Here is a 21,444-nt window from a genome sequence, read left to right on the forward strand (position 1 = left end):
CCGCCCGCCCCGCCGCCCACCTGCCGCCCGCCGCGCCGCCCGTGCGCGGACCGCTCACCGGCCCGAGCGGGCCGCGGCGGCCTCGATGCCGTCCAGCACCAGCGCCAGCCCGCCCGCGAACGCCTCCCGCGCCACCCGCTCCTGATACAGCACGGCGTCCCCCGCGGCATCCCCGTCCCCCTGGGCGTTCCCCGCAGAGCCGTTCCCCGCGGAGTCCGCTCGCGGCGCGGTCGCGTCGAACGCCGCGTCGTCGAAGGCGCCTTCGGCGCTCAGCCGCGCCACCCGCGGGAACCGCGCCGCGAAGTCCGGCGCGACCTCCTCCAGTGCCCCGCTGCGCGCGTACCACCACTCGTCCTCGGACGTGCCCGTCGCGGCCGCCGCCTGCCGCGCCTCGGCCGCGATCCGCGCCGCGCCCCGCACCACGCTCGACAGCGTCGCCACCGCGCGCCGCGCGTCCCCCGCCGCCAGACCCGCGCCCGACAGCGCGCCCAGCAGCGCCTCCAGCGCCCGGTACTCGTTCGGCCCCAGCACCGGACGCGCCTGCGACACCGCCAGCATCCACGGATGCCGCAGGTAGAGCGCCCAGGTGTCGTCCGCCCACGCCGCCACCGCCGCCCGCCAGCCCCCCGCCGCGCCGTACCCGGCCGGCAGCTCGGCCTGCGCGCGGTCGTACATCAGGTCGACCAGCTCCGCCTTGCCCGGGACATAGGTGTACAGCGCCATCGCGGTGCGGCCCAGCCGCTCCCCGACCGCCCGCATCGACAGCGCCGCCATCCCCTCGGCGTCGGCGACGGCGATCGCCGTGTCCACGATCAGCTCCACGGTCAGCCCCGGCCGCGGCCCGGGACGCGGCGGCCCCCCGGCCGCGCCGTCCCGGACGCGCCACAGCAGATGCATCGAGCGGCGGGCGTCACCCTGCCCGGCGAAGACGACCAACCCGCATCTCCTTATGCCATAAACTGATCCGATCCGACATCTCTTTACGCCCTAAAATATCAAGCCGGGAGTGACGACGCCCATGACCGCCCCACCCAGCCCCGCCACGCCCGCCGCGCCCGCCGGGGCGGGCTCCGGCGCGGCCGCCGACCGCCACGACGTCATCGAGGTCCGCGGCGCCCGGGAGAACAACCTCGCCGGCGTCGACGTCGACATCCCCAAGCGCCGCCTCACCGTGTTCACCGGCGTGTCCGGCTCCGGCAAGTCCTCCCTGGTGTTCGGCACGGTCGCCGCCGAGTCCCAGCGGCTCATCAACGAGACCTACACCGCGTTCATCCAGTCGTTCATGCCCAGCCTCGGCCGCCCCGACGTCGACGCGCTGCGCAACCTGTCCGCCGCCATCGTCGTCGACCAGGAGCGGATGGGCGCCAACTCCCGCTCCACCGTCGGCACCGCCACCGACGCCCACGCCATGCTGCGCATCGTGTTCAGCCGCCTCGGCCAACCCCACGTCGGCACCTCCAGCATGTTCAGCTTCAACAACGCCGAGGGCATGTGCCCCGAATGCGAGGGCCTGGGACGCGTCAGCAGCATCGACGTCGGCGAGCTCGTCGACCGCGACCTGTCCCTCAACGAGGGCGCCATCACCGTCCCCAACTTCGGCGTCGGCACCTGGTACTGGAAGGTGTTCGTCGACTCCGGCCTGTTCGACCCCGACACCCCCCTGCGCGACTACACCGAGCGGCAGTGGGACGACTTCCTCAACAAGCCCGCCACCAAGATCAAGAGCAACGGGATGAACACCAGCTACGAGGGCCTGCTGGTGAAGGTGCGGCGCCTGTACCTCAACAAGGACCGCGAGTCCATGCAGAAGCACATCGGCGCGTTCGTCGACCGCGCCGTGGTGTTCGCCGCCTGCCCCGCCTGCGGCGGCGCCCGCCTCAACGCCGCCGCGCTCGGCAGCCGCATCGCCGGGCGCAACATCGCCGACTGCGCCGCCATGCAGATCAGCGACCTGGCCGACTTCGTCCGCGGCATCGACGCCGAGGAGGTCGCGCCGCTCGTGGCGACCCTGCAGGGCACCCTGGACTCCCTGGTCGAGATCGGCCTGGGCTACCTCAGCCTCGACCGCGAGTCCGCCAGCCTGTCCGGCGGCGAGGCCCAGCGCGTCAAGATGGTCCGGCACCTGGGCTCCAGCCTCACCGACGTCACCTACGTCTTCGACGAGCCCACCGTCGGCCTGCACCCCCACGACATCGCCCGCATGAACGACCTGCTGCTGCGGCTGCGCGACAAGGGCAACACCGTCCTGGTCGTCGAGCACAAGCCGGAGACCATTGCGATCGCCGACCACGTCGTCGACCTCGGCCCCGGCGCCGGCAGCGACGGCGGCCGCATCTGCTACACCGGCGACGTCCCGGGCCTGCGCGCGTCCGGCACCCTCACCGGCCGCCACCTCGACGACCGCGCCCGCCTGCGCGGCACCGTCCGCGAAGCCACCGGCCACCTGGCGATCAAGGGCGCGAACCGGCACAACCTCCGCGACGTCGACGTGGAGATCCCGCTGGGCGTCCTCACCGTCGTCACCGGCGTCGCCGGATCCGGCAAGAGCTCCCTGATCCACGGGTCGCTGCCCGGACGCGACGGCGTCGTCGTGGTCGACCAGTCGCCCGTCCGTGGATCCCGCCGCAGCAACCCCGCCACCTACACCGGCCTGCTGGACGCCGTCCGCACCGCGTTCGCCAAGGCCAACGGAGTCAAGGCCGCCCTGTTCAGCGCCAACTCCGAAGGCGCCTGCCCCCGCTGCAAGGGCATCGGCCTGGTCTACACCGACCTGGCCATGATGGCCGGGGTCGCGACCGTCTGCGAGGAATGCGACGGGCGCCGCTACACCGCCGAGGTCCTCACCTACACGCTGCGCGGCAAGGACATCAGCCAGGTGCTGGCCATGTCCGTCGCCGAGGCCCGCGAGTTCTTCCCCTCCGGGCAGGCCCGCACCGTCCTGGACCGCCTCGACGACGTCGGCCTGGGCTACCTGCGCCTCGGCCAGCCCCTCACCACCCTGTCCGGCGGCGAGCGGCAGCGCCTCAAACTCGCCGTCCACATGGCCGAGAAGGCCGCCGTCTACGTGCTGGACGAACCCACCACCGGCCTGCACCTCGCCGACGTCGGGAAGTTGCTGTCCCTGCTGGACCGCCTCGTCGACGCCGGCAACACCGTCATCGTCATCGAGCACCACCAGGCCGTCATGGCGCACGCCGACTGGATCATCGACCTCGGCCCCGGCGCCGGCCACGATGGCGGCCGCGTCGTCTACACCGGCACCCCCGCCGACCTCGTCGCCGGCGCCGACACCCTCACCGCCCGCCACCTGCGCGACTACGTCACCGCCTGACCCGCCGACCCCGCCGGGCCGACCGTCCGGGCCCCGGCCCTCCGCGCCGCCGGACCCGGACGGCCGAGCCCGTCCGGCCGGCCGGACGGCCGCACCTGGACGGCCGCACCCGGGCGGTCAGGCCGGCGGGGCGCCGGACGCGGCCAGCATCTCCAGGTAGTGCGGATTGCTCATGATCCCCAGCACGTTTCCGAACGGATCCACCACCGACGCGGTGACGAACCCCTCCCCGCGCACCGTGATCCCCTCGTGCACGGTCGCGCCCAGCTCCAGCAGCCGCCGCAGCGACCCCTCCAGGTCGTCCACGTGCCAGCTCAGCAGCACCCCGCCCGGCCCCGGCGCGTGCCCCGGCGGCGCGAACCGCGCGTCGATCAGCCCCAGCTCGTCCAGCCGGTCGCCGATCCGGAACTCGTAGTACCCGACCGCCCCGTCCGGGCCCGCCTTGCTGAAGTACGGCTCGGTCCCCAGCAGCTCGGCGTACCAGCGGCGCGCCGCCTCCAGGTCGTCCGCCCACAGGCTCACGTTCGCCATCCCTCGCAGCATGTCCCCGCTCCTTCCGCTCGTCCCCGCCGGACGCGACGCCCGCACCCGGCCCGACGTCTCCGACGCTATGCCCGCATCAGGTCGGCGAACGTCCTAATGGGACGGCAGGATGGAATCCATGCGCGACCCTTCCGGCAGGCTGCTGCGGCTGCTGTCCCTCCTGCAGACCCCACGCGAATGGCCGGGCGGCGAGCTCGCCGAGCGCCTGGGCGTCACGCCCCGCACCGTCCGCCGCGACATCGAGCGGCTCCGCGACCTCGGCTACCCCGTGCACGCGGCGCGCGGCAGCACCGGCGGCTACCGGCTCACCGCCGGAACCGCGATGCCCCCGCTGCTGCTGGACGACGACGAGGCCGTCGCGATCGCGATCGGGCTGCGCACCGCCGCCGCGGCCGCCGTCACCGGCGTCGCCGACAGCGGCCCCCGCGCCCTGGCCAAGCTCGAGCAGGTCCTGCCGCCCCGGCTGCGGCACCGCGTCGCCGCCCTCGCCGAAGCCGCCGTCGCCCTGCCCGCGCAGGACGCGCCCGCCGCCGACCCCGGCGTCCTGTCGGTCCTCGCCGCCGCCTGCGTCACCGGCGAGGACGTCCGCTTCGCCTACACCGCCGCGGACGGAGGCACCGGCCGCAGGCTGGCGCAGCCGCACCGCCTCGTCGCCGCCGGCCGCCGCTGGTACCTGGTCGCCCACGACGCCGACCGGGACGCCTGGCGCACCTTCCGCGCCGACCGCATCACCGAGGTGCACCGCACCGGCATCCGCCGCCCCGCCCGCCGCCCGCCCGGCGGCGCCGACGCGGTGACCTGGGCGATGGACGCCCTGGCGGGCGGCTCGGGCACCATCCGGGCCCGCCTGCTGCTGCACGCCCCGATCGAGGAGGCCGCCCCGCGCGTCACCGCCTGGCAGGGCGTCCTGGAACCGGCCGACGACGGCGCCTGCCTGCTGCACACCCACGGCGACACGCTGTGGTTCCTCGCGCACCGCATCACCGCGCTGCCCCTGGACTACACGCTGCTCGACCCGCCCGAACTCGCCGGGACGCTCACCGAGATCGCCGAACGGGCCGCCCGCGCCGTCCGCCCCCGCCCGGACCCGCCGCCGGCGGCCGGACGAACCGAGCACTGAACCGGCCCCGCGCCCGGCCCGCGTTCGCCCGGGGCGGGCCGCGGTCAGTCCGCGGTGTCGCCCAGCGACTCCAGCAGCGTGCGCAGCGTGTCCGCCAGCCGTTCCCGCTCCGCGGGCTCCAGCCCCGCCAGCAGCCGCGCCTCGTTCCGCACGTGCAGCCCGACGACCTCGTCCACCAGCGCCAGCCCGTCCCCGGTCAGCCGGATCCGCACCGACCGGCGGTCGCCGGCGTCGCGGACCCGCCGCACCAGCCCCCGCGCCTCCAGCCGGTCGATCCGGTTGGTGATCGCCCCCGAGGTGACCATGGACGTGCGCAGCAGCGCCCCCGCCGTCAGCTCGTACGGGGCGCCGGAGCGGCGCAGCGTCGCCAGCACGTCGAACTCCCAGTTCTCCAGCCCGTGCCCGGCGAAGAACTCCCGCAACTCCCGGTTCAGCAGCAGCTGCAGCCGGGAGATCCGCCCGATCACCCCCATCGGCGCCACGTCCACGTCGGGCCGCTCGCGCCGCCACTGCGCCAGGATGTCGTCCACCGCGTCCGCCATCGCCCCTCCTATCTCAACGTTGAGATTATCAACGGGCGCCGATCGGCGGGCGCGAACGGCGCGGCCGATCCCTCGGTACGGCCGGCCCTACCCGGCGGGCGGGACCGGATGGTTCGCCCGCAGCAGGCCGTGCGGATCGAGCCGGGCCCGCAGCGCGGCCAGCCGCCCGCGGTCGGCCGCGGCGAACGCCGAGCGGACCTCGTCCGCGTCCAGCGGGCCGAAGGAGAAGTTCAGCGAGCACCCCAGCGCGTTGCCGGCGAACGGCGCGAGCGCGTCCCGGTGCGCCGCGCCCGCCAGGTCCTCCTCGCCCGGCCCCACCGGCGACAGGACCGTCACCGCGAACACCGCGTCCCGGTGCCCCACGGCGTTCGGGACCCGCGGCCCGCGCGCCAGGGCGCCGCCCAGATGCCGCACGCCCGCCACGGTCATCACCGGCGCCGACGGCCCCGCCGCCTTCGCCAGCCCCGCCAGCGCACCGGAGTCCAGGTCGCCGACCAGGACGTTGCGCCCCCGGTAGGCGTGCGGCTCGGCGGGCTCGTCGAACACCGTTCCGGACTCGGCGAACGGCAGCTCGCGCAGCGTGTCCGACAGCACCGGCCCGAGGGCGCGCAGCGGCTCGGCCAACCGGCTCCCCTCCGCCGCCGGCCCGGCGTAGGAGACCGCGACCTGCGCGACCTGCCGGCCGCGCAGCGGCGGGGGCATCGCCGGCAGGTCGGGATAGGTCAGCGTCGACACCGCCGAGGTCATCTCCTCGGGCGCCCCGGCCGCCCAGGCGCGCCACGCCTCCAGCACGTCCGGAACCCGCTCGGCGTCGAACACCAGGCCGCCGCCGAAGATCCGGGCGACCGGGAACAGGGCGACCTCCATCCCGGTGACCACCCCGAACCCGCCCCCGCCGCCGCGCAGCCCCCAGAACAGCTCCGGATCGGAGTCCGCCGTGACCCGGTGCAACCGCCCGTCCGGGGCCACCAGGTCGACGCGGCGCACATGGTCGGCGGCGAAACCGTGCCGCCGGGCCAGCAGGCCCACGCCGCCGCCCAGCGTGTAGGAGACCGCGCCCACGCCGGGGAAGCTGCCCGACAGCGGCGCCAGCCCGTGCGGCGCGGCCGCCTCGAGCACCCGCGCCCAGGTCGCGCCCGCCTCGACCCACGCGGTGCGGGTCCCCGGATCGACGCGGACACCGGACATGCGGCGCGTGCTGACCAGGACGCCTCCGGCCGAGGCGGCGCGGCCGTGGCCGGTGGCCTGCACCGCCAGCGGCGCGCCCGTCCCGGCCGCGAACTCCACCGCCGCGCGGACGTCCCCGGGCCCGGCGGCCTCCACCACCACCGAGGGGCGATGGGGGTCCAGGAGCTGGTACCCGGTCCGCCGGTCGTCGTACTCCTCGTCGCCGGGCGCGTACACCGGGCCGTCCACGCGTGCGGCGAGCTTCGTCGTCGTGTCCATGCGGCACACGCTAGGAGCCCTTGTGGACATATCTTGTCCGCAACGACGGCCATCATGGTGCGCGTGAACAAGCAACCGGAGGACGGGGCACCGGGGGACGGGGAAGCGGCGCGCGGGACGTCCGTCCGCAAGGACATGCCGGGACGGCTGCTGCGGCTGCTGGCGCTGCTGCAGAGCCGCCGCGAATGGTCGGGGGCCGACCTCGCCGAACGGCTCGGCGTCAGCGGCCGCACCGTGCGCCGCGACATCGACCGGCTCCGCGCGCTGGACTACCCGGTGGAGAGCACCACCGGCACCGCGGGCGGCTACCGGCTGGCGTCCGGCCGCGACCTGCCGCCGCTGCTGCTGGACGACGAGGAGGCCATCGCGGTCGCGGCCGGGCTGGTCACGGCCGCGGGCAGCGGCGTCGCCGGGATCGAGGACAGCTCCATGCGGGCGCTGGCGAAACTGGAACGGGTCCTGCCCGCCCGGCTGCGGCCCCGCCTGTCGGCGCTCGGCGGCGCCGCCGCGGCGCCGTCCGCGAGCGGCCCCCGCGTCGACCCCGTGACGCTGGGGGTGCTGGCCTCCTGCTGCCGCGACCGCCGCGTCCTGGCCTTCGACTACCCCGGCCGCGCCGACGCGGCCGGGGCGGCCGGGGCGCGGCGCGTCGAACCGCACCACCTGGTCGCCGCCGCGGGCCGCTGGTACCTGATCGCCTACGACCCCGCCCGGGCGGACTGGCGCACCTTCCGCGCCGACCGCGTCGCCGACCCCCGCCCCGCGCACGACCGGTTCGTCCCGCGTCCGCTCCCCGCGCCCGACCCGGCCGCGCACCTCCTGCGCTCGTTCGCCTCCGCCGAATACCGCCACACCGCCCGCCTCGAGGTCGCGCTCGCCGCCGAGGACGTCCGGTTTCGCCTGTTCGGGCGCGTGCCGGGCCGGATCGACCCGCGCGGGCCCGACGCCTGCGCCGTCCGGCTGAGCGCCGATTCCGCCGACCTGGTCGCCCAGTGCGCCGCCGCGATCGCGGCGCTCGACGCCCCCTGCACCCTGGTGGACGCCTCACCGCAGGTCCGCGACCGGCTCCGCGCGCTGCGGGACCGGCTCCCGCGCTGAACGCCCACCGGCCCGCAGAGGACGGTCGCAGGGGACGGCCGCGGGGGGCCGCCGCATAGAGTGGCCGCGTGATCACCGGTGCGGACGCCCAGGCCATCGTGGACGAGATCATGCGGCGCCTCGGCCGGAACGTGAACCTCATGGACGGCCGCGGCGTCATCATCGCCAGCGGCGACCGCGACCGCGTCGGCGGCGTGCACGACGGCGCCGTCCGGGTGCTGCGCAGCGGCGCGCCCGTCGCGGTGACCGGCGCGCAGGCGCGGCGGATGCGCGGCACCCGCGCCGGCGTGAACCTGCCGGTGAAGATCGGCGCCGAGATCGCCGGAGTCGTCGGGGTGACCGGGGAGCCCCGCGAGGTCGGCGACCTCGCCGAGGCCGTCGCCCTGATGACCGAGCTGATGATCACCCAGCAGGCGATGCGGGCCGAGGCCGAGTGGCGCCGCCGCACCCGCGACCAGATCGTCGCCGACCTGCTGGCCGGACGGCTCACCGCCGCGGCGTGGCGGCAGCGGCTGCGGCTCGTCGACGCCCGCCCCGAACCCCCGTTCGCGCTGCTGGCCGTGCGGCCCGCCGCCGACGCCGCCGCCGACGCGATGGGCGCCGCCGGCAGCCTCTACCGGCGGCTCGGCGGCGGCGAGCGGCAGGTCCTGGCGTCGGTCGACGTCACCGGCACCCTGTGGGTGGTGGCCGGGGCCGCCGCCCCCGCCGCGCTGCGCGCCCGGCTGCTGGACCTGCGCCGCGACCTGCCCCGCGCGTGCCTGCTGGACGGCGGGACGTCCGCCGACTTCGACGCCCTCGCCGAGACCGTCCGCCGCGCCCGCCTCGCGCTGCGCCGCCGCACCCTGCCCGACGTCACGACCCTGCGCGAGCAGGAGGTGGGCGTCCTGCTCGCCGACCTGCCGGACGCCGCCGCCCGCGCGGCCGCCGACCGCGTCCTCGGCCCCCTCCCCGACGAGCTCCGCCGCACCCTGCGCACCTACTTCGACCGCGGACGGCACGTCGCCGAGGCCGCCCGGGAACTGAACGTCCACCGCAACACCCTGGTGTACCGGCTGGGGCGGGTCGCCGAGCTGACCGGCCGCGACCCGCGCGCGTTCGACGACGCCGTCGCGCTCCGCCTCGCCCTCCACATCACCGACCTCGACTGACCCTCCCCGCCCCTCGCCTGCCGCCCCTCCCCCGCCGTCCCTCGCGCGATGTCTCGTCGCCGTGCACAAACGGCGGGCCGGTCCCGGGCGCGGACTTTGGTCGCCGCGCCGGTGCCCCGCCCCGTCCGCCGCTTCTAAGGTCTGTCCAACCCGCCGACCAGGACCAGGCGACCAGGACCAGGCGGGCCAAGCCCAGGCCGACCAGGAGAAGGAGGACCCCGTGCGCATCGTCGTCGCGCCCGACTCGTTCAAGGGCGGCCTCGGCGCGTCCGCCGTGTGCGCCGCCGTGGAGACCGGCGTCCGCCGCGCGGCGCCCGGCGCGACCGTCGTGCAGGTTCCGATGGCCGACGGCGGAGAGGGCACCGTGGACTGCTTCCTGCGCGCCCGCGGCGGCGAGCAGGTCACCCGCACCGTTGCCGGCCCCCTCGGCCGCCCCGTCGACGCCGCCTACGCGATCTCCCGGGACGGGCGCGCGGCGGTCGTCGAACTCGCCGCGGCGTCCGGGCTGCCGCTGCTGGCCCCCGGCGAACGCGACCCGATGCGCGCCGACACCACCGGCACCGGCGAGCTCATCGCCGACGCGATCGCCCGCGGCGCCCGCGACGTCCTGGTCTGCGTCGGCGGCAGCGCCACCACCGACGGCGGCACCGGCCTGCTGCGCGCCCTCGGCGTCCGGTTCACCGGCGCGGACGGCGCCGACCTGCCGCCCGGCGGCGCCGCGCTCACCGGGCTCGCCGCGATCGACGACTCCGGGGTGCCCGCCGCCGTCCGCGAGACCCGGTTCCGCGTCGCCTGCGACGTCACCAACCCGTTCGTCGGGCCGTCCGGCGCCGCCGCGGTGTTCGGCCCGCAGAAGGGCGCCGACCCCGCCCAGGTACGGGAGCTGGACGCCGCGCTGGCCCGCTTCGCCGACGTCCTGCGGGACCGCTACGGCGTCGCCGTCCACGACCTGCCCGGCGCGGGCGCGGCCGGCGGCACCTGCGGCGGGCTGGCCGCGGTGCTGGGCGCCGAACCCGCCCGCGGCGCCGAACTGGTCGCCGACATGGTCGGGCTGCCCGCCGCGCTGGACGGCGCCGACCTGGCGATCACCGGGGAGGGGCGGCTGGACGGGCAGAGCGCCGGCGGCAAGGTCGCCTCGGTGGTCGCCGGGCTCGCCCGCGGGCGGGGCGTCCCCGCCGTGGCGCTCGCCGGGTCGGTCGCCGGTCCGCTGGACGACCTGCACGCCCTCGGGCTGACCGCCGCGTTCAGCCTCGCCGACGGCCCCCGGACCCTCGACGAGCTCATCGGCTCCGCCGCGCCGCTGCTGGCCGGCCTGGCCGAACAGGTCGTGCGGCTGCGCACGTCCTGACCCCCGGGCCGCCGGTCCCGCGCCGCGGCACCCGGCCCCCTCGACCGTCCGCGCCGCCCCTCACCACCCGGCGGCGCGGCCCACCCCCACGCAAGGCACGCCAAGGAGTCCCATGACCACCACCGGTCCCTTCCTGCTGCTCGCGCTCGCCGCGAGCATCGGCCTGATCATCCTGCTGAGCGGGCGGTTCAAACTGCACCCGTTCCTGGCGATCGTCGTGGCGACGTTCGCGTTCGGGCTCGCCGCGATGGGGATCGGCGCCGCCTCCGGATCCGACGAGCCGTACGTGGCCGACCTCGGCGGGACGATCGCCGAGGGCTTCGGGACGATCCTCGCCAGCATCGGCCTCGTGATCATCTTCGGGACGATCATCGGGAAGGTGCTGGAGCGCACCGGCGCCGCCGTCACCCTCGCCGACGCCGTCCTGAAGGTCGTCGGCAAGCGGCACCCCGCCATCGCCATGTCGCTGATGGGCTGGGTCGTGTCCATCCCGGTGTTCTGCGACTCCGGCTACGTCGTGCTGTCGCCGCTGCAGCGGTCGATCGCCCGCAAGACCGGCCGCAACCCCGTCGTCCTCGGCACCGCCCTCGCCACCGGCCTGTACGCCTCGCACACGTTCGTCCCGCCGACGCCCGGCCCGATCGCCGCCGCCGGCAACGTCGGCATCGGCTCCGACGGGCTGATCTGGGTCATCCTGTTCAGCATCCCGGTGTCCCTGGTCGCCACCATCGCCGGACTGGCGTGGGCGCTGCGCCGCACCGCGCACCTGGAGAGCGCCCTGCCGCAGGCCGAGCAGACGTTCGAGGAGTACAAGGCCCAGTTCGACCGCATCCCCGGCCTCGGCCGCGCCGTCACGCCGATCCTCGTCCCGATCCTGCTGATGGCGACCGGGTCGGTCGCCGCGTTCCCCTCCGGCGACGGCACCCTGGTCGACGGCATGCTCGGCGACGTCCTCACCGACCTGGGCACCCCCGTCAACGCCCTGCTCATCGGCGTCCTGCTCGCCCTGGCGCTGCTGCCCGCCCGCCGCGACGCCGAGGTGCTGACCACCTGGGTCGGCGAGGGCCTGTCCGACGCCGCGATCATCCTGGTGATCACCGGGGCGGGCGGCGCGTTCGGCGCCGTGATCAAGGCCACGCCCATCGCCGACTACATCAAGTCGCTCATCGGCGACGGCTCCGCGGTCGCGGGCCCGGTCGCCCTGCTGGTGCTGTTCGCGCTCGCCGCGCTGCTGAAGACCGCCCAGGGCAGCTCCACCGCCGCCCTGATCATCACCTCGACGCTCGCGCAGCCGCTGCTGCCCGCGCTCGGCCTGGACGTCATGATGGGCAACGTCCCCGTCGGCCAGGTCCTGGCGGTCATGGCCATCGGCGCGGGCGCCATGGTCGTCAGCCACGTCAACGACTCCTACTTCTGGGTCGTCACGCAGTTCTCCGGCATGAGCGTCTCCACCGCCTACCGCGCGCAGACCGCGGCGACCCTCGTGCAGGGCGTCACGGCCATCGCGTTCGTCCTGGTCCTCGGGGTCGCGCTGCTGTGAGCCGCCGGACGGCCGGGGCCCTGCGACGCCGCGGGGCCCCGGCCGTCCCGTATCCGCTCCCGAGGCCGGACACCCCGGCGAGGCGCATTGTGCCCGCGCAGTGACTGTTGGTAGTCAAGGGGCGTGCCGAACCACCACCTGCGACCGCCCGCCCCGCGCGTCCCCCCGGACTACGACGAACCCTGGCGCGTCGGGCCGTCCCCCGGCACCCGCCGCCGCCGGCGGCGCCGCCTGCTCGTCCCCGCCCTGTCGGTCGCGGCCGTCGCCGCGGGCGCCGGCGTCCTGTACATCGCGGCCCCGCCGGACGCCCCCGCCACGCAGCACCCGACCCGCGCCCCCGGCTCCTGGCTGGACAAGGACCGCCCGCCGCCCGGCCCCGCGCTCTCCCGGCCCGGCTCCCCCGCGGCCCCGGGCGGACGGCCCGGCCGCGACCCGCGCACCCCGTCCGGCGGGGCGCCCGCGCAGGCCGACCGCTCTCCCGACCCCACCACCGGGCGGCCCGCCCGCCCCGGCGGCACCGGCGGCGCGGACGGACGCGCGCCCGAGCAGCGCCCCGAACACCCCCGCGGCGCACCGCCCCGCGGCGCACGTCCGCACGGCGCACGTCCGCACGACCCGCATCCGCACCGCGGACGGGCCCACGGGGGACGGCCGCACGGCGACCGTCCCCGCACCCGCAAACCGCCCCGGGCCGCACCGACGCCCGCCTGGATCGAGCGCGAATGCCGCCGCCGCTACCCGGACGACGCCACCCGCCGCGACGCCTGCGCCGAGCTCCTGCGGCAAAAACTCGGCCGCTGACCCGGAAGCGACGCCCCCGGGCGGACGGACCGGCCGGCGGGCGCGCGCGGCATCAGGACGGGACGACCCCGACGCCGCTGAAGTGCGGCACCTCCGGGTCCCGCCGCTCCGGCGGCTCGGGCCGCCACCGCGAGCACGACACCACCCCCGGCTCCAGCAGCCGCGTGCCGGCGAAGAACCGCTCGATCTCCTCGGGCGACCGCGCCCGGATCGGCGTCCCGCCGCGCTCCATCACCTCCGCCACCGCCCGCCGCATCGCCGCGCCGTCCAGCTCGTCGGTCGTCGCGTCGCAGGTGTGCGACAGCACCAGGTGGCTGCCCGGCGCCAGCCGCGCCAGCAGCCCCGCCACCAGCGCCTCCGCCTCCCCGTCGTCCAGGATGTGGTTCAGCACCCCCAGCAGCATCAGCCCGACCGGACGGTCGAGGTCCAGCGTCCGCGACGCCCCCTCCAGCACCGTCCCGGTGTCGCGGATGTCGGCCTCGATGTAGTCGCACGCCCCCTCCGGGGTGCCCTGCAGCAGCGTCCGCGCATGGGTGAGCACCAGCGGATCGTTGTCGACGTAGACGATGCGGGCCGCCGGCGCCACCCGCTGCGCGACCTCGTGGGTGTTGTCGACGGTGGGCAGCCCGGCGCCCAGGTCCAGGAACTGCGTGATCCCCTCCCGGACCAGGAACCGCACCGCCCGCCCGAGGAACGCGCGGTCCTGCCGGGCCGACGCGGCGATCCCCGGCAGCACCCGCAGGACCGCGTCGCCCGCCTCCCGGTCCACCGGGTAGTTCTCCTTGCCGCCCAGCCAGTAGTCCCAGATCCGCGCCGAATGCGGCGTGCTCGTGTCGATGCCCGGCGGTGGACGGTGCGGCATGAGGCTGCTCCCCCTCGGTTCCCCTCGGTTCCGTGCCCGGCGGCGCACCGCGCTTCACCGGCACGTCCCGCCCCCACGTTCTTCCCCGTCCGGCGGCGCCTCTCACGGCGATCCGCGACCCCGGCGCGGCGCGGGCGCGTCAGCCGCGGCGCGGGGTGACGAGACCGGACTCGTAGGCGAACACCACCAGCTGGGCGCGGTCCCTGGCCCCCAGCTTGGTCATCGCCCTGCTGACATGCGTCTTCGCGGTCGTCGGGCTGATCACCATGTGGGCGGCGATCTCGTCGTTGGACAGGCCGCGCGCCACCAGCGCGGTCACCTCGCGCTCCCGGTTGGTCAGCACGCCGAGCGACTCCGGCGCCGGCTCGGGCCGCCGGGCGACGTACTCGCCGATCAGCCGGCGGGTGATCGCCGGGGACAGCAGCGCGTCGCCGCGGGCCGCGACCCGCACGCCCTGCAGCAGGTCTGCGGGCTCGGTGTCCTTCACCATGAACCCGCAGGCCCCGGCGCGCAGCGCGTTGAAGACGTACTCGTCCAGCCCGTAGTTGGTGAGGATCACGACGTGGACGCCGTCCAGCCGCTCGTCCGCCGCGATCAGCCGGGTCGCCTCGATGCCGTCCATCACCGGCATCTGGACGTCGACGAGGGCGACGTCGGGACGGTGCTCGCGGGCGAGCGCGACGCCCCGCTCGCCGTCCGCGGCCTCGGCCACCACCTCGATGTCGTCCTCGATCTCCAGCAGGGCGCGGAACCCGCCGCGGATGAGCGCCTGGTCGTCCACGAGCAGCACGCGGATCACGAGGCCGCCCCGAGGGGGAGCTCGGCGCGCACGCGGAAACCGCCCTCCGGTCGGGGCTCGGCCCGCAGCCGGCCGCCGAGCGCCGCCACCCGCTCCCGCATGCCGAGCAGACCCGTGCCCGGCACGGGCGGCGCGTCCGGGTCGGCCTTGCCGTCGTCGTCGACCTGCACGACCAGCTCCCCGTCCCCGTAGTCGATGCGGACCGCCGCGGCCGCCCCGCCGGCGTGCCTGGAGACGTTGGTGAGCGCCTCCTGCACGATCCGGTACGCGGCCCGGTCCACCTCGTCCGGCAGCTCCCGCCGCGCCCCGCGCACCGTCACCGTGGCCGGCAGCCCCGCCGAGCGGGCCCGCTCGACCAGGTCGTCGAGCCGGTCGAGGCCGCTGGCCGCAGCCGCCTCGCCGGCCCCGGCCTCGTCTTGCTCGGCCGCGGAGCCGCCGGAGTCGCGCAGCACCTCCAGCGTGGCGCGCAGCTCCCGCATCGCGTCGCCGCTGGCCTCCTGGATGGCCAGCAGCGCCGGGGCCGCCTCCTCGCCGCGCCGGTGCGCCAGGTGCACCGCCACCCCCGCCTGCACCTTGATGACCGAGATGCTGTGGGTGAGGGAGTCGTGCAGCTCCCGGGCGATGCGCAGCCGCTCCTCGCCCGCGCGGCGCCGCGCCGCCTCCTCCCGGGTCCGCTCGGCCTCGGCGGCGCGCCGCTCGGCCTCCTCCAGGTACGCCTGCCGGTGCCGGGTCACCGTCGCCGCCACGCCGGACGCCACGAACCAGCCGACCAGCAGCGTCGTGTCCTGGAAGTTCTCCGCGGCGCCGCCGGCACCGGACATGTTCACCGCCAGGCCCGCGCCCAGGAAACCCACCGCCGTCAGCGCCGCGATCACCGGACGTCCGGCCCTGACCGTCGCGAACACCGCCACCATCACCGGATACGCGGCCGCCGGACCCGGCTGGAGGTGCGCCGCGAGCACCAGCATGCAGGCCGTCCCGGCGAACAGCGCCACCAGGGGCGCCCGCCGCCACGCGACGAGCGCGAGGGACCCGCCGAGGAGGGCCGCGAGATCCAGCGCGCCCGCCCGCGGCTCGGCGAACACGAAGACCGACAGCAGCACGGCCATCGCCGCGGCGAGCAGCCCGTCCTGGGCGAGCGGCCCCACCCGGTCCAGAAACCTCATTTTGCGTACATTAGAAGCTTTTCCGGTGCAGGGCCTCCGCAGGACGGCGGAACGGCGACTACTCCCGGCGAAGTAGTCCCGCCGCTCCTGCTCCCCGGGTGCCACCCGCAGGACACTCCCCCCACAGGACGACCGCGGACCTGCCCCGACATCACGATGTCCGGCATGAAAGCGATCAGAGCCGAGGACGGCTCCCCACCGGACGCTCCACCGGGCGCCCCGCCGCACCCGCCGACAGCCGCCCGGCCCGGCCTCACGCTCGCCGCCGTGGCCGTCGTGCAGTTCATGGTGTCGCTGGACCTGTCGGTCGTGAACGTCGGGCTGCCGGAGATCGCCGCCGGCCTCGGCTTCGACACCATGGGCCTGACCTGGGTGATCCACGCCTACGCCCTCACCTTCGGCGGGCTGCTCCTGCTGGGCGGCAAGGCCGCCGACCGGTACGGGCGCAGGCGCGTCCTGCTGCTCGGGCTCGCCGTGTTCGGCATCGCCTCCCTCGCGGGCGGCTTCGCCCGCTACCCCGGCGAGCTCATCGCCGCGCGCGCCGCGCAGGGCGTCGGCGCCGCGGCGCTGGCGCCCGCCGCGCTGGCGCTGCTGGCCTCGACGTTCCCCGCCGGACGGGCCCGCGTGCGGGCCTTCGGGGTGTGGAGCGCGACGAACGCCGCGGGCGCCGCCCTCGGGGTCCTGATCGGCGGGCTGCTCACCGAGTACGCGGGCTGGCGCTGGGTGATGCTCGTCAACGTGCCGATAGCCGCGGGCGCCCTGGCCCTGGCCTGGCGGGGCGTCGCCGCGGACCCGCCGCCCGCGCGCACCGGGCGCCCCGACGTCCTCGGCGCCGTGCTGGCCACGGCCGGGACGACCCTGCTGGTGTTCGGCGTCGTCCGCACCGACCGGTACCCGTGGACCTCGGCGGCCACCCTCGCGACCCTGGCCGCGGCCGCCGCGCTGCTGGCCGCGTTCGTCCTGGTCGAGCGGACGACCACCCGCGAACCGCTGATCCGGATCGGCCTGCTCGCCAACCGCTCGGTCGCCGGCGCCAACGCCTACATCCTCCTGACCGGCGCCACCATGGCCTCGGCCTTCTACTTCCTGTCGCTCTACCTGCAGCGGGTCCTGGGGCACGGGGCGGCGGAGACCGGGCTGATGTTCCTGCCGATGGCCCTCGGCGTGATCGCCGGGTCCGCGCTCGCCGTCAAACTCGGCTACCGCTTCGCCCCCTGGACGCTCCTGGCCGCGGGCGGGCTGCTGACCGCCGCGGCGTTCGGCTGGTTCGGCACCATCGGCCCCGACGGCGCCTTCGCCGCCGACGTCCTCGGCCCCTCGGTCACCGCCGGCGTCGGCTTCGGACTGGGCCTGGCGTCCATCGTGTCCACCGGCACCGCGGGCGTCGCGCCCGGCGAGACCGGCACCGCGTCGGGCCTGCTCAACAGCTCCCGCCAGATCGGCGCGGCCCTCGGGCTCGCCGCCCTCGGCACCGTCGCGCACGACCGCACCGGCCCGGTCGCCACGCCCGAGACCCTCAGCGACGGCTACGCGCTCGGCCTGTCGCTCGGCGCCGTGCTCCTGCTCGCCGCCGCCCTCATCGCCCTGACCGTCCTGCGCCCGGCCGGCTCGCCGCCGCCCGCCGGACGCGCCGGGGACGGCCGCCGCCCCGCCCCGCAACGGCAGGCACCGGACGTTCCCGCAGCCCAACGCACGAAGGATGCCTCACCGTGACCGTCACCCCGATCGACCTGTTCGCGTCCCCGCTCCACCTGCGCGGCGGGGGCCGGATCGACGCCGCGGGAGCAGCGGCGGACGCCGGCCGGGACGGCTGGCGGCTCACCGCCCGGCACGCCCGGACCGACGCCGACGTCCGCGCCGACCACTGGGAGGTCCACCCCGAGGCCGAGGAGATCGTGTCCTGCCTCATCGGGAAGATCCGCCTCTGCCTGCGCCCCGAACGGCCGGGCCGGCCGGAGGAAGTGATCCGGCTGCCGGCCGGGACCGCCGCGATCGTCCCCCGCGGCCGGTGGCACCGCATCGAACTCGACACCCCCAGCACCATCTTGACCGTCACCCTGCCGCGCGGCACACGCCTGGAGAAACGGACCGCCCCTACCGGCCCGGCCGCGGCGCACCCTGCAGAGGCGGAGGAGCGATGACCGCCACCGAAACCACTCCCGCCGCGCGCCGCACCGCACCCGCGGACAGGGAACCCGGGCTGCTGCGACCGCACCTGGCGGGCTTCGCCGCCGTCGTCGCCCTGCAGGTGATCGGCGCCGTCGCCGGGCTGGCGCCGCTGCTGGCCGTCGCCGAACTCGGCCGCTCCCTGCTCGCGCCCGGCCCGATCGACGGCGGGCACGTCCGGACGGTCGTGATCGTGGGGGCGGCCGGGCTGTTCGCCCGGCTGCTGTTCACCGCCGCGTCGTCCGCGCTCGGGCACCTCGTCGACGACCGCGTGCAGCTGTCGTTCCGCCGCCGGCTCGCCGCACGGCTGGGGCAGGTGCCGATCGGGCGGCTCACCCGGCGCCGCACCGGCGAACTCGCGAAGGTCGTCGGCGACGACGTCGGCGCCGTCCACCCCTTCATCGCCCACACCCCCGGCGAGCTGACCTCCGCGTTCGTCGTCCCGCTGGTGTCGCTGGCCTACCTGTTCACCGTCGACTGGCGCCTCACCCTCATCACGCTGATCCCGGTGGCGCTCGCGGTCGCGCTGGTCCCGCTGATGATGACCCCCGGCCGGCTGCGCGACCAGAAGGACTTCGACGCCGCCATGGGGCGCATCGCGAGCTCCGTCGTCGAGTTCGTCCAGGGCATCGCGGTCGTCAAGGCGTTCGGCGGCGCCGACCGCGCCCACCGCAGGTTCCGCGCCGCCACCGACGACTTCGCCGACGTCTTCCTGCGCATGGTGCGGGGCCTGGCCGGGCTCGGCGCCGCAATGCAGGTGGCCGTCTCCCCGCCGTTCGTGCTCCTGGTCGTGCTGACCGGCGGCGCGGCCCTCATCACCGGCGGGTCCATGGCCGCCGCCGACCTGCTGCCCTTCCTGCTGCTGGGGCTCGGCCTGACCGCGCCCGTCGCGGCCCTCGGGCACGGCTTCGACGACATGCAGGCCGCGCACCGCGCCGTCGGCCGGATCCGCGACGTGCTCGCGGAGGAGCCGCTGCCCCGGCCCGCGCACCCCGCCGCGCCGGACGGGCACCGCGTCGAACTGCGCGGCGTCCGGTTCGGCTACGACCCCGGGCACGAGGTGCTGCGCGGCATCGACCTGACCCTCGAACCCGGGACGGTCACCGCGCTCGTCGGCCCGTCGGGAAGCGGCAAGTCCACCCTCGTGCAGCTCCTGCCGCGGTTCTTCGACCCGACGCACGGCTCGGTCGTCCTCGGCGGCGCCGACCTGCGCGACCTCGACGCCCGAGAGCTGTACCGGACGGTCTCCTTCGTCTTCCAGGACGTCCGGCTGCTGCGCGCGTCCGTCGCCGACAACATCGCGCTGGCCGTCCCGCACGCCGACCGCGACGCCGTCGTCCGCGCCGCCCGGCTGGCCAACGTGCACGACCGCGTCCTCGAACTGCCCCGCGGCTACGACACGGTCCTCGGCGACGAGGCCGGCCTGTCCGGCGGCGAGGCCCAGCGGATCGCGCTCGCCCGCGCGCTGCTCGCCGACGCGCCCGTCCTGGTGCTCGACGAGGCGACCGCCTTCGCCGACCCGCACACCGAACGGGCGGTGCGCCGCGCCCTGGCGACGCTGAAGGGCGACCGGACCGTCCTGGTCATCGCCCACCGCCCGGAGACCGTCGCCGCCGCCGACACCGTCGTGATGCTGGACCGGGGGACGGTCGTCGAGCGCGGCGCCCCCGCCGATCTGCTGGCCCGCGACGGCCGGTTCGCGGCGTTCTGGCGGTCCCACCGCACCGGCGGCACCGCCCCCGGCGACGCACTGGAAGACGACGCACTGGAAGACGACGCCCCGCAAGACGACGTCCTGGAAGGAGACCGGCGATGATCCGGACGCTGCTGCGCGTGCTGGGACACCGATACGCCCGGCCCGTGCGCCGCACCATCGCCCTGATGACGATCACCGCGGTCGTCGAGGGCCTGTCCTACGCGCTGCTGGTCCCCCTGCTGCGGGAACTGCTGGGCGGCACGCCCGCGGACGCCCGGCCCTGGCTCGCCGCGTTCGGCGCCGCCGTCGCGGTCTACGCGGTGCTGCGCTACGTCAGCGACCTGTCCGGCTTCCGCGTCGGCACCACCCTGCTGCGCGGCGTGTACCACCGGCTCGGCGACCACCTCGCCCGGCTGCCCATCGGCTGGTACAGCGCGGGCCGCGTCGGCGAGGTGTCGGTGATGGCCAGCCACGGCGTCCTGCAGGCGATGAGCGCCATCGCGCACCTGCTCGCGCCGTTCGTCAACGCCTGCGTCACCCCCCTGACGATCGTCGCGGTGATGCTCGTGTTCGACTGGCGCATGGGCCTGGCCGCCCTGGCCGCCGTCCCGCTGGTGGCGGCGATCCAGATCTGGACGGGACGCTCGATGGCCGCCGCCGACGCCGACCGCCGGGCCCGCGGCCGCGAGTCCAGCGCCCGGGTCATCGAGTACATCCAGGCCCAGCCGGTGCTGCGCGCCGGCGGCCGGACCGCCGAACGCTTCCGGCTGCTCGACGACTCGCTGCGCGAGGTGCGGCGCGCGTCCCGCCGCACCGTGCTGTCGGCGCTGCCCGGCACGGTCGGCCTGACCCTGGTCGTGCAGGCGGTGTTCACGGTGCTGCTGGCCCTGGGCGCCTACCTCGCGCTCGGCGGGCGCATCGGCGCGGCCGAGCTGCTGACCGTCCTCGTGCTCGCCGCCCGCTGCGCCGACCCGCTGCTGGCGCTCACCGACATCGGCAGCCAGGTCCGCGGCGCGCGCTCCGAACTCGCCGGGCTCGACGCCGTCCTGCGCACCGAGCCCCTGCCGGAGGCGCCCCGCCCCGCCCGGCCGGCGCACCACGGCCTGGAGTTCGAGTCCGTCGTCTTCCGGCACGGCGACCGCACGGTGCTCGACGGCCTCGACCTGTCGGTGCCCGAGGGGCGGCGGGTCGCGATCGTCGGCCCGTCCGGCGCCGGAAAGAGCACGCTGCTGCAGCTGATCGCGCGGTTCTACGACGTCCACGGCGGCGCGGTGCGCGTGGGCGGCGCGGACGTGCGCGCCATCGGCGCCGAGGACCTGATGGCCCGGATCGCGATCGTCTTCCAGGACGTCTACCTGTTCGACGACACGATCGAGGAGAACGTGCGGCTCGGCCGTCCCGACGCCGACCCGGCCGAGATCCGCGCGGCCGCGACCGCCGCGGGACTGGACGAGGTCATCGCGCGGCTCCCCGACGGCTGGGACACCGGCGTCGGCGAGGGCGGCGCGCTGCTGTCGGGCGGCGAACGCCAGCGCGTCTCGATCGCGCGGGCCCTGCTGAAGGACGCGCCGATCGTCCTGCTGGACGAGGTGACCTCCGCGCTCGACCCGGTGAACGAGGCGGCCGTCCACGACGGCATCGAGCGGCTGATGGCGGGCCGGACGGTCGTGATGGTCGCGCACCGGCTGCGGACGGTGCGCCGCGCCGACCGCATCGCCTTCCTCGACGGCGGCCGCATCGTTGAGGAGGGCGCCCACGACGAACTGCTCCGCCGCAACGGCCGCTACGCCGACTACTGGAACCTCTCCATGGCCCCGGTCGACTGACCCGCCCGGCCCGCG

18 protein-coding genes are annotated in these 21,444 nt (G+C 76.3%); 11 read left to right on the plus strand and 7 right to left on the minus strand.

Annotated elements, in window-relative coordinates; all coding sequences use genetic code 11:
* Positions 1 to 54: 54 nt before the first annotated feature.
* Entirely contained in the window at positions 55 to 936 is an 882-nt protein-coding gene (locus H505_RS0109445; protein WP_026401772.1) for a TetR/AcrR family transcriptional regulator C-terminal domain-containing protein, read from the minus strand.
* 82 nt (positions 937 to 1,018) lie between these two features.
* Here H505_RS0109445 and H505_RS0109450 point away from each other — a divergent pair, with 82 nt between their 5' ends.
* Positions 1,019 to 3,331: an ATP-binding cassette domain-containing protein gene (locus H505_RS0109450; RefSeq protein ID WP_051300479.1), complete on the plus strand. Its 2,313-nt coding sequence runs from the start codon at positions 1,019 to 1,021 to the stop codon at positions 3,329 to 3,331.
* A 117-nt stretch (positions 3,332 to 3,448) separates the two neighbouring features.
* Here H505_RS0109450 and H505_RS0109455 read toward each other — a convergent pair whose 3' ends face one another.
* The gene (locus H505_RS0109455) at positions 3,449 to 3,874 is read right to left on the minus strand and encodes a VOC family protein (protein ID WP_026401774.1); all 426 of its coding nucleotides are present in this window, start codon (positions 3,872 to 3,874) and stop codon (positions 3,449 to 3,451) included.
* Positions 3,875 to 3,992: 118 nt separating this feature from the next.
* Between H505_RS0109455 and H505_RS40895 the strand changes: the two genes are divergently transcribed.
* Entirely contained in the window at positions 3,993 to 4,994 is a 1,002-nt protein-coding gene (locus tag H505_RS40895; protein ID WP_034517299.1) for a helix-turn-helix transcriptional regulator, read from the plus strand.
* A gap of 44 nt (positions 4,995 to 5,038) precedes the next feature.
* On the opposite strand, the gene H505_RS0109465 is transcribed toward H505_RS40895, so the two are convergent.
* Both H505_RS0109465 and H505_RS0109470 read right to left on the minus strand, forming a co-directional pair.
* Positions 5,039 to 5,536, minus strand: coding sequence for a MarR family winged helix-turn-helix transcriptional regulator (locus H505_RS0109465; RefSeq protein WP_026401775.1), 498 nt, complete (start codon positions 5,534 to 5,536; stop codon positions 5,039 to 5,041).
* Positions 5,537 to 5,623: 87 nt separating this feature from the next.
* A complete protein-coding gene (locus H505_RS0109470) occupies positions 5,624 to 6,982 on the minus strand; it encodes an FAD-binding oxidoreductase (RefSeq protein WP_034517301.1) in 1,359 nt (452 codons plus the stop codon).
* A gap of 63 nt (positions 6,983 to 7,045) precedes the next feature.
* Between H505_RS0109470 and H505_RS0109475 the strand changes: the two genes are divergently transcribed.
* The 5 genes from H505_RS0109475 (at position 7,046) to H505_RS0109495 (ending at position 12,914) form a co-directional block, all read left to right on the plus strand.
* Entirely contained in the window at positions 7,046 to 8,077 is a 1,032-nt protein-coding gene (locus H505_RS0109475) for a helix-turn-helix transcriptional regulator (protein ID WP_341849557.1), read from the plus strand.
* 68 nt (positions 8,078 to 8,145) lie between these two features.
* Entirely contained in the window at positions 8,146 to 9,225 is a 1,080-nt protein-coding gene (locus H505_RS0109480) for a CdaR family transcriptional regulator (protein WP_026401778.1), read from the plus strand.
* 220 nt (positions 9,226 to 9,445) lie between these two features.
* Positions 9,446 to 10,573, plus strand: a complete 1,128-nt coding sequence (locus tag H505_RS40900; RefSeq protein WP_034517303.1) for a glycerate kinase — start codon at positions 9,446 to 9,448, stop codon at positions 10,571 to 10,573.
* 112 nt (positions 10,574 to 10,685) lie between these two features.
* Positions 10,686 to 12,113, plus strand: a complete 1,428-nt coding sequence (locus H505_RS0109490; protein WP_026401779.1) for a GntP family permease — start codon at positions 10,686 to 10,688, stop codon at positions 12,111 to 12,113.
* Between the two features lie 123 nt (positions 12,114 to 12,236).
* A complete protein-coding gene (locus tag H505_RS0109495; RefSeq protein WP_026401780.1) occupies positions 12,237 to 12,914 on the plus strand; it encodes a hypothetical protein in 678 nt (225 codons plus the stop codon).
* 52 nt (positions 12,915 to 12,966) lie between these two features.
* Here H505_RS0109495 and H505_RS0109500 read toward each other — a convergent pair whose 3' ends face one another.
* From H505_RS0109500 to H505_RS0109510, 3 genes are all read right to left on the minus strand, one after another.
* A complete protein-coding gene (locus H505_RS0109500) occupies positions 12,967 to 13,776 on the minus strand; it encodes an SAM-dependent methyltransferase (RefSeq protein ID WP_026401781.1) in 810 nt (269 codons plus the stop codon).
* Positions 13,777 to 13,915: 139 nt separating this feature from the next.
* A complete protein-coding gene (locus tag H505_RS0109505; RefSeq protein WP_026401782.1) occupies positions 13,916 to 14,575 on the minus strand; it encodes a response regulator in 660 nt (219 codons plus the stop codon).
* Positions 14,572 to 15,741 carry a sensor histidine kinase gene (locus H505_RS0109510; protein WP_026401783.1) on the minus strand — a complete coding sequence of 390 codons (1,170 nt, stop codon included), beginning with the start codon at positions 15,739 to 15,741 and terminating at the stop codon, positions 14,572 to 14,574. Before H505_RS0109510 ends, H505_RS0109505 begins: the two co-directional genes overlap by 4 nt.
* Positions 15,742 to 15,906: 165 nt before the next feature.
* Between H505_RS0109510 and H505_RS40905 the strand changes: the two genes are divergently transcribed.
* The 4 genes from H505_RS40905 to H505_RS0109530 are packed head-to-tail and all read left to right on the plus strand — an operon-like array spanning position 15,907 to position 21,429.
* A complete protein-coding gene (locus H505_RS40905; protein ID WP_084550040.1) occupies positions 15,907 to 17,454 on the plus strand; it encodes an MFS transporter in 1,548 nt (515 codons plus the stop codon).
* Positions 17,451 to 17,882, plus strand: coding sequence for a cupin (locus H505_RS40910; RefSeq protein ID WP_051300480.1), 432 nt, complete (start codon positions 17,451 to 17,453; stop codon positions 17,880 to 17,882). The genes H505_RS40905 and H505_RS40910 overlap by 4 nt, the downstream gene beginning before the upstream one ends.
* On the plus strand, positions 17,879 to 19,723 hold the full coding sequence (locus H505_RS40915; protein ID WP_051300481.1) for an ABC transporter ATP-binding protein: 1,845 nt from the start codon (positions 17,879 to 17,881) through the stop codon (positions 19,721 to 19,723). The genes H505_RS40910 and H505_RS40915 overlap by 4 nt, the downstream gene beginning before the upstream one ends.
* Positions 19,720 to 21,429 (plus strand): ABC transporter ATP-binding protein, encoded by a 1,710-nt coding sequence (locus H505_RS0109530; RefSeq protein ID WP_026401784.1) that lies wholly within the window; start codon positions 19,720 to 19,722, stop codon positions 21,427 to 21,429. Before H505_RS40915 ends, H505_RS0109530 begins: the two co-directional genes overlap by 4 nt.
* Positions 21,430 to 21,444 lie beyond the last annotated feature (15 nt).

This window comes from Actinomadura rifamycini DSM 43936, from assembly GCF_000425065.1.
GTDB lineage: Bacteria > Actinomycetota > Actinomycetes > Streptosporangiales > Streptosporangiaceae > Spirillospora > Spirillospora rifamycini.